Origin of the sequence: Nostoc sp. WHI (genome assembly GCF_015714725.1) — a bacterium.
Taxonomy (GTDB): domain Bacteria; phylum Cyanobacteriota; class Cyanobacteriia; order Cyanobacteriales; family Nostocaceae; genus Nostoc.
The window spans coordinates 1-7,397 of sequence record NZ_WBKM01000169.1 but is presented as its reverse complement, the minus strand read 5'-3'; the positions used below and the strand labels follow the sequence as shown (position 1 = coordinate 7,397).

The 7,397-nt window shown below is 41.2% G+C and carries 5 protein-coding genes, 1 rRNA gene and 2 pseudogenes; 6 read left to right on the top strand and 2 right to left on the bottom strand.

Annotation, left to right across the window (positions count from 1 at the left end; genetic code table 11):
- A 16S ribosomal RNA gene (locus tag F8S12_RS17770) occupies nucleotides 1-99 on the bottom strand; the annotation flags it as partial.
- A 308-nt stretch (nucleotides 100-407) separates the two neighbouring features.
- Between F8S12_RS17770 and glyQ the strand changes: the two genes are divergently transcribed.
- The 3 genes from glyQ to F8S12_RS17755 all read left to right on the top strand — a co-directional run bounded on the left by glyQ (nucleotide 408) and on the right by F8S12_RS17755 (nucleotide 4,466).
- Complete coding sequence (gene glyQ, locus F8S12_RS17765) at nucleotides 408-1,304, top strand: glycine--tRNA ligase subunit alpha (RefSeq protein ID WP_196517459.1); 897 nt, start codon at nucleotides 408-410, stop codon at nucleotides 1,302-1,304.
- A 637-nt stretch (nucleotides 1,305-1,941) separates the two neighbouring features.
- A complete protein-coding gene (locus tag F8S12_RS17760) occupies nucleotides 1,942-2,115 on the top strand; it encodes a hypothetical protein (RefSeq protein WP_196517458.1) in 174 nt (57 codons plus the stop codon).
- The gene (locus tag F8S12_RS17755) at nucleotides 2,112-4,466 is read left to right on the top strand and encodes a ComEC/Rec2 family competence protein (RefSeq protein WP_196517457.1); all 2,355 of its coding nucleotides are present in this window, start codon (nucleotides 2,112-2,114) and stop codon (nucleotides 4,464-4,466) included. The genes F8S12_RS17760 and F8S12_RS17755 overlap by 4 nt, the downstream gene beginning before the upstream one ends.
- 310 nt (nucleotides 4,467-4,776) lie before the next feature.
- Here the strand turns inward: F8S12_RS17755 and F8S12_RS17750 are convergent, their stop codons facing one another.
- Complete coding sequence (locus F8S12_RS17750) at nucleotides 4,777-5,439, bottom strand: GIY-YIG nuclease family protein (protein WP_196517456.1); 663 nt, start codon at nucleotides 5,437-5,439, stop codon at nucleotides 4,777-4,779.
- Nucleotides 5,440-5,599: 160 nt separating this feature from the next.
- Here F8S12_RS17750 and F8S12_RS17745 point away from each other — a divergent pair, with 160 nt between their 5' ends.
- From F8S12_RS17745 to F8S12_RS17735, 3 genes and pseudogenes are all read left to right on the top strand, one after another.
- Nucleotides 5,600-6,529, top strand: a complete 930-nt coding sequence (locus tag F8S12_RS17745) for a carbohydrate ABC transporter permease (protein ID WP_196517455.1) — start codon at nucleotides 5,600-5,602, stop codon at nucleotides 6,527-6,529.
- A 403-nt stretch (nucleotides 6,530-6,932) separates the two neighbouring features.
- Nucleotides 6,933-7,127, top strand: a pseudogene (locus F8S12_RS42365) (IS4/Tn5 family transposase DNA-binding protein).
- Between the two features lie 17 nt (nucleotides 7,128-7,144).
- A pseudogene (locus F8S12_RS17735) lies at nucleotides 7,145-7,397 on the top strand (hypothetical protein); the annotation flags it as partial.

The window sequence follows — 7,397 nt, the reverse complement described above, 5'->3', positions numbered from 1 at the left end:
CTCACCCGTCCGCCACTAAATCCGAAGATTTCGTTCGACTTGCATGTGTTAAGCATACCGCCAGCGTTCATCCTGAGCCAGGATCAAACTCTCCGTTTTGGTTTGTTTGTAGCTCAATAGCTGCTCTTTTTTAACTTCAGCTTAGTTATCTTTAATTTGCTTGACGCAAATCACTTGCTGTATAATCGCTTTCAAACTATAATATTTTCAAGGTTCGGTGTTCCTCCAGCGTCGCTTTGTTTCGCTTCGCTTCAGGCACTTATTCAATATAACGAACCTCCTTTATCTTGTCAACTATTTTTCCAAAATATTTTTTGGACTCTTTTATTGTCCCTTGAAACTGCCCACAGTGCGGGGTTGTAGGCAACAATGGTTTATGCACTGTGCTGAGTAAGGAAAGGTGAAGCGTGAATTTTCAGTCGGTAATAGGTTTATTGCATGAGTTTTGGGGCGATCGCGGCTGCTTGATTGCCCAGCCTTACGACATTGAGAAGGGGGCAGGTACTAAGAATCCCCATACATTTTTAAGAGCATTGGGACCAGAACCGTGGGCTGTGGCGTATGTTGAACCTTGTCGTCGTCCGACGGATGGGCGGTACGGCGAAAACCCCAACCGCTTCCAACACTATTATCAGTATCAAGTTCTGATTAAGCCGTCACCAGATAATATCCAAGAAATTTATCTTGATTCGTTAAGGGTTTTAGGCATTCGTCCTGAAGACCACGATATTCGGTTTGTAGAAGATAATTGGGAAGATGCGACAGTGGGAGCTTGGGGCACTGGGTGGGAAGTATGGTTAGATGGGATGGAAATTACTCAATTTACTTACTTCCAACAGTGTGGGGGAATCGATTGCCGCCCTGTGTCGATCGAGATTACATACGGTTTAGAGCGATTGGTGATGTATCTCCAGGAAGTGGAGGGAATTACTAAGATTCATTGGACGGACAACATTACTTATGGTGATGTTTACCTCCAGGCAGAGATTGAGCAGTGTACCTATAACTTTGAAGCGTCAAATCCTGAGTTGCTACTGACACTATTTAATTTGTATGAGCAGGAAGCTACCCAATTGACGGAGCGAGGATTGGTCTTGCCTAGCTTAGATTATGTAATGAAGTGTTCGCACGCGTTCAATCTGCTGGATGCTAGAGGTGTGATTTCGGTGACGGAGAGAACTCGCTATATTGCTAGGATTCGGCATTTGGCTAGGAAGGTAGCTCATTTATATGTCGAGCAAAGGGAGAAGTTGGGTTTTCCATTGCTCAAAGATTTAAAACCAGTCATACAGGCACCTGTTTGACAGCCAGTCTTACCACAACCTGTTTCAGAGTCTATGGTTAAATCTCGTTTCCAATATATTATTGATTGGTTGTTTTTGATTCCAATCGTCTCTTATGTTTTTTGGGTAATACTTTCATTCTTTTGATAAAAGAGTTGATGTGTAAAAGGATGCAGGGCTTCCAGATACTAGCTACCTGACTCAGTAAGAGGACGTTTTTAAAGTCAAATTTATTACTTGCCTGAGTGATTATAAGTCGCGGCTACACAGACAAAACCTATCTCCGCAGATTAGTAAACCTTTGATTTTGCATTCTCTAAGCTAGGTATATCTTTATGATGTAGCTATTACTAAAGGTCAAAAATACCCTTAAATTTTGAGTCTAGAACATTAAGGCCACAAGGATAAGGTCCGCCTGTGCGGGCTTTGTTTGTATAAACTTGATGGACTAGACTTCAATACGCTTGGGTTAACGCTTAACTCTTTGTCAAAGTCAATTGTTTTAACGAACTGCCTTCTCTGCGAGAGGCTTCCGCCAACGTGCAGCGTCTCGTAGAGAAGGAGGCAAAAGAAGAGAAGGAATAAATGCTTAACTCGACTGTATTGGACTATACTTCATCACAAGCATAAAAAATTTTCGGCGTTGCTGATTAAATATATGAAAAGCTCACGCAAAAACGCTTCAGGCGCAGACAATAAGAGTTTGGAATATTTGATTTTTGAATTTCATACCCAAATTCAGCAACGCCAATTTTTCTTTATTGCCGCCGTAGCTATTTTTAAGTTAGCTGCAAATTCGGGTTGTCAGGTGCTTTTACAAAAAATCTTATGATTCAAACCAGTGGTGTAATTATTTGTCTTGGCTATATTTTCGGGTTGCTGTTTACAGCAGTTCCTTGGGGTGGTGTGTGGATTTTGGTTCTGGGGATAGTGGGAGCAATTGTTTTTAGAAGACGCACCATCCTACGGCAATTTGCTCAGAAACCAGAAAATGCTGGAAGCAAAACAAAGGCGGTGCCTAATAACTGGCAAACTATTCCCCATCCGCGAATATGGCTAGCTGCTGGCTTGGTGGGGTTGTTAGCATCTCTGTATTTTCAATGGCGAGTGCCACAACCGGGTGCAAAAGATATTAGTCAGTTCGTTCCGCCTGGAAATAGCAGTAATCAAGAGCAATTAGTGATTGTTCGCGGCGAAGTGGCGAGTAATCCCCGCTTAACTCGCAGCCAGCGAGGACAATTTTGGCTGGAAGTGACTCAGCTAGATGAGGTCAAAAATGAAAAAGGTTCAGCAAGTGTCCCAAAAGGGGTTACAGGCAAACTGTATGTGACAGTGCCTATACTTCAAGCTACTGGATTATATCCTAGTCAACAAATTGCTGTGACTGGGATTTTGTACAAACCAAAGGCGGCTTCCAATCCTGGTGGTTTTGACTTTCAGAAGTTTCTCAAGCAAGAAGGAACGTTTGCCGGTCTAATTGGACGACAAATAAATGTTTTGGATCAGGAACGTAAATGGGGATGGTGGCAAATTCGGGAGCGAATTGTGCGATCGCAAGTTCGTTGGTTGGGTATCCCGGAAGGGCCTCTTGTCAGTGCAATGGTTTTAGGTAGCAAAGCTGTTGATTTACCCTACGATATCCGTGACTTATTTATACAAGCAGGATTAGCTCATGCTTTAGCAGCTTCTGGGTTCCAAACTTCTTTGATTTTGAGTGTGATACTACAGTTAACGAGGCGGACAAAGAAAGGAACGCAATTTACCCTTGGCTTTTTGGCTTTGATCATTTTTCTGAGTTTAACAGGTTTTCAACCTGCGGTTCTCAGAGCCGTAATTATGGGTTTTGCAGCATTAGTTGGTTTGCTATTAAAAAGGAAGGTAAAACAGTTCGGATCATTACTATTAGCAGCAACTCTGTTATTGGTGTTTAATCCTCTATGGATTTGGGATTTAGGTTTTCAATTGAGTTTTTTAGCAACACTGGGATTAATCGTAACAGTACCCCCATTAGTCAATCGCCTAGCATGGCTACCACCTGCGATCGCTGCTTTGATTGCTGTTCCCCTAGCTGCCACTATTTGGACTTTACCTGTGCAACTTTTTGTTTTTGGGGTTGTACCATCTTATAGTTTGTTACTGAATGTGTTTAGTACTCCATTAATTTCGATCATTAGTATAGGTGGAATTATTAGTGCGATCGCAGCATTAATTTGGACTCAGGCAGGAAGCTTTCTCGCTGGGGTGTTGCATTACCCTACTGATTGGCTAATTAAACTGGTGGAATTTTTTAGTAAGTTGCCAGGAAATTCTGTTGCTGTAGGCAGCATATCTACTTGGCAACTTCTAGCAATTTATGTACTGATTATACTGGTTTGGTTAGTGCCTTGGTGGCAGAGGCGGTGGTGGTTTGCTAATGTGATTGCGATTGGTTTAGTATTTATTCCTCTTTGGCATTCTACAAATACGTTGTTTAGGATAACGGTATTAGAATCTGGTACGGAACCAATTGTAATTGTTCAAGATAGAGGTACTGTAACTGTAATTAATAGTGGCGATGAAGGGACAGGACGTTTCACAATTCTACCGTTTTTGCAACAGCAGGGTATAAATCAAATCAATTGGGCGATCGCAACTGATTTCCAAAGCAATGAAAGCAATGCTTGGTTGGAATTACTGCAACGTTTACCAATCAAAAATTTTTATGAATATTCCCCCAAGTCAGAAAATTCCATTGCAACTCAGGCAATTCAACAAGAATTACAAAAGTATCAGGGTTCTTACCAATCGCTGGCAGTTGGTCAATCTGTGAAAACGGGTTCAATAGTGGCACAATTAATCAACGATCAATTGCCTATCTTACAATTGCAAATTCTAGATCAGAATTGGTTATTAGTAGGTAATGTCAAGTCTAAAGAGGTACAGCAACTAGTGAAAAATGGGAGTTTGCCTCGTCCACAAGTGCTATGGTGTGCCCCTCAGTCATTAAAAGACTTAGTTATTGCTCTGCAACCAAAAGTAGCGATCGCTTCTTCTGCTAACTTTGATCCAAAAACTTTATCTGAACTGAATAAAAGCCAAACAAAACTATTTTTTACAGGACGAGATGGAGCTATTCAATGGACACCCAATGGTCAGTTTGAAGCGTTTATTGAAGCAACAGAAAACAAATCCTCAATTTTATAGATAACTCACAAATAAGTAAATTCAAAAGCCCTTTTAAATTAGTAAATGCGACTATGCTATTGTTATACTTGATACTTCAAAATTTATCTACTCAAGCTGATAACAAGCTAATCTGTTAACTTATTAGTACATTTTCGGTTCTTTTGAATAGTTGTAACAAATGATTATAATAACATTGAAGATATAGAGCAATCTAAAAATTTGGCATTGGTAAAAATTAATATTATAGCTTTTTTTGGCTTGAATAAGCGGTGGAGACGCACATTGATGCGCCCCTAATAATCATAAGGACAATGAATTTAATTGGCACCTAAGGCTCAGTTTCCTGTGTCTGTGCGTCGATAATTACACTCCAGTCATCGTTTTTCACAGCAGCTTCAAGTTGACGCCGACGTTCAACTTCAGTCGCATCTATTGTTTCTGACTCTTTAGAAAGGGTTGTGTCAGCCATTGCTTTCCGCAGTTTTAGCTTTTTCTCCTCGTAGACTTGACGTTCAGTCTCTGACATTACCGCCTTCACAGCTTCGCCTACTGTGCTAGCCCACATTCCGCTTTCGGAAGCATTACCAGGTGGTGTGCTTTCGAGTTCTGCTAGCCACGCTTCTCGCAAATCTTCCATTTCCTGACGCTTGGGGAACTTGAATGCTTGCACACGCACAAAGGCACACTTTTGCTCGCCATTTTGGGTAACATGACCGTTTAGGGAAAGCAACACATTCCGAGAATAGCCAATGTGCTGCGTGCGACGTTCTGCGTCCAACACTGCGTAAACACCTGCAATTTTAGCGTTCTGAGGAAACGTACTCCAAGCCTCAAGGCCAATGATTTCAGTACCATTGTTTGCCAGTTCAGGAGTTATACTCACCTCAATGGGCGCGTGTTCGTCATCAGAACTATACAAAAAGTCATGTAGTCCACGGTGGTTTATGGGGACATTTTGATGTTCAATTGGCGGGTTGTGCTGAGTTTCCATTGCAGTTTATCTCCGAGTTATTAAATAGCGATGTCTACGACGACCTTTGCTTACGCAAGCAAATATATGCCTTTAGAATATTGAAACTTAAATCTACTCACATCCCCAAATTCTTCTTCTTAAAGATTTCAACAAAGCGAAAACAACTATTAAACCTTATATGTATCAATTGATGCCTAAAAATTGGATATTCATCAAACAGCGACTGACCCCTTATTTATTTTTACTACCCGCCTTAGTTATTTTGGGGTTAACTGTCTTTTGGCCTGCACTGCAAGCGTTTTACCTCAGCTTTACTAGCTATGAAGATATTGCCCAGCCGCCACAATGGATAGGTTTCGCCAACTTCCTCAAGCTTTGGAAAGATGCGGTTTTTTGGAAAACCTTGGAAAACACTTTTCTATATCTTGTGGGTGTAGTACCAATTTTGGTAATTTCTCCCTTAGTGCTAGCAATTTTGGTAAATCAAAAACTACGAGGGATGAATTGGTTTAGAGCAGCGTACTACACCCCAGTGGTAATTTCAATGGTGGTTGCGGGAATAGCTTGGAAATGGCTGTATGCAGAAAACGGATTACTCAATCAGTTCCTTAAAACTTGGGGTATTTTTCCAGAAGGTATACCTTGGCTAACTAGCCCAGCAAAAATTTTTGGCATTGTACCAATTTCTCTGGCTAGCGTGATGGCTGTAACCGTGTGGAAGGGACTAGGCTACTACATGGTGATTTATTTAGCGGGGTTGCAATCAATTCCCGCTGATGTGTACGAAGCCGCAGCCATTGATGGCTCTGATGGGATTAGCAAACATTGGGATATCACCATACCTTTGATGAAGCCGTATCTAGCACTAGTGGCGGTGATTTCGGCTATATCTGCGACTAAAGTCTTTGAAGAAGTATACATTATGACCCAAGGGGGGCCACTCAGTAGCTCGAAAACAATTGTTTATTATCTATATGAACAAGCATTCAATAATTTGGAAATTAGTTATGCTTGCACAATTGGGCTAGTGCTATTTTTGATAATTCTATGTTTATCAATTTTGCGATTAGTTATTAATCAGCAGGGGGACGATAATATCACAATCTGAGATTGACTTAATTTAAATATATTAACTTTAGAAAAGTTATCTGTTATCAGCCACGATAAACTGAAACTATTCAAATATCCAGAGTGCATAAAAACAGACACAATTAGTCAGCAGCAGTTGGAAGCGATGTTTGGATTAATATTAAGTTCGGCAAATCACTTACGATATGTCATTGCGAATGTAACGTACTCCTGCCCAGAAGCAAGCTACGCGCTTGCGTCTCATAGAGAAGTGGAATGAAGCAATGGCAAGGCTTTGGGATTGCCGCGCGACCCTCGCAATGACATAAGTATTAAGCTGACTTTTCCCGTTAAGTCTTGAAAAGCTTGCTCACAAAGGATTTAGGGCAAATTAGAAGGTTTGCAGTAAAATAAGCCAAGCGTGGTATCAGAGGCGACAAATCATGTTGGACTGGTGGGAGAAAAATTTTGCGACTTGTGAGTTAGGCGATCGCCGATTGAATGAACGTGCAATGTCAATTGGTTTTGCTTGAAGTCAAGGATTTGGCAAAGGGCTGTCAGAAATCTTCAACGGAGGAACTGTACTCAAAAGGGCTTATGAGTTTTTGCAAACCCCAAAGTGGAATTTTCGAGACTAATCGAACCGCACTGTCAAATGACGGCGGAAACTGTTGCAGAATACGATGTAGTGCTGTGTGTTGGAGACACCACTTTTCTTGATTATGGCAGGATTGTAGAAAAACTTGTAACTAAGCACACGCGAGTAATTCATGTTTTCGACAGAGAAGGTGATATCACAGAAGTTTTCGATAAAATTCGTCAACTTCAACACACGGGTGTCGTAGTTCGTGCCGCTCATAACCGGAGCTTAGATTCTGATAGTGAAGTGTTAACAGCTGGTTGGGCTG

Bases quoted from the DNA above. Each gene is read 5' to 3' on its own strand.
- F8S12_RS17760 (WP_196517458.1), top strand. From the start codon at position 1,942: ATGAAAAGCTCACGCAAAAACGCTTCAGGCGCAGACAATAAGAGTTTG.
- F8S12_RS17755 (WP_196517457.1), top strand. From the start codon at position 2,112: ATGATTCAAACCAGTGGTGTAATTATTTGTCTTGGCTATATTTTCGGG.
- F8S12_RS17750 (WP_196517456.1), bottom strand. From the start codon at position 5,439: ATGGAAACTCAGCACAACCCGCCAATTGAACATCAAAATGTCCCCATA.
- F8S12_RS17745 (WP_196517455.1), top strand. From the start codon at position 5,600: ATGTATCAATTGATGCCTAAAAATTGGATATTCATCAAACAGCGACTG.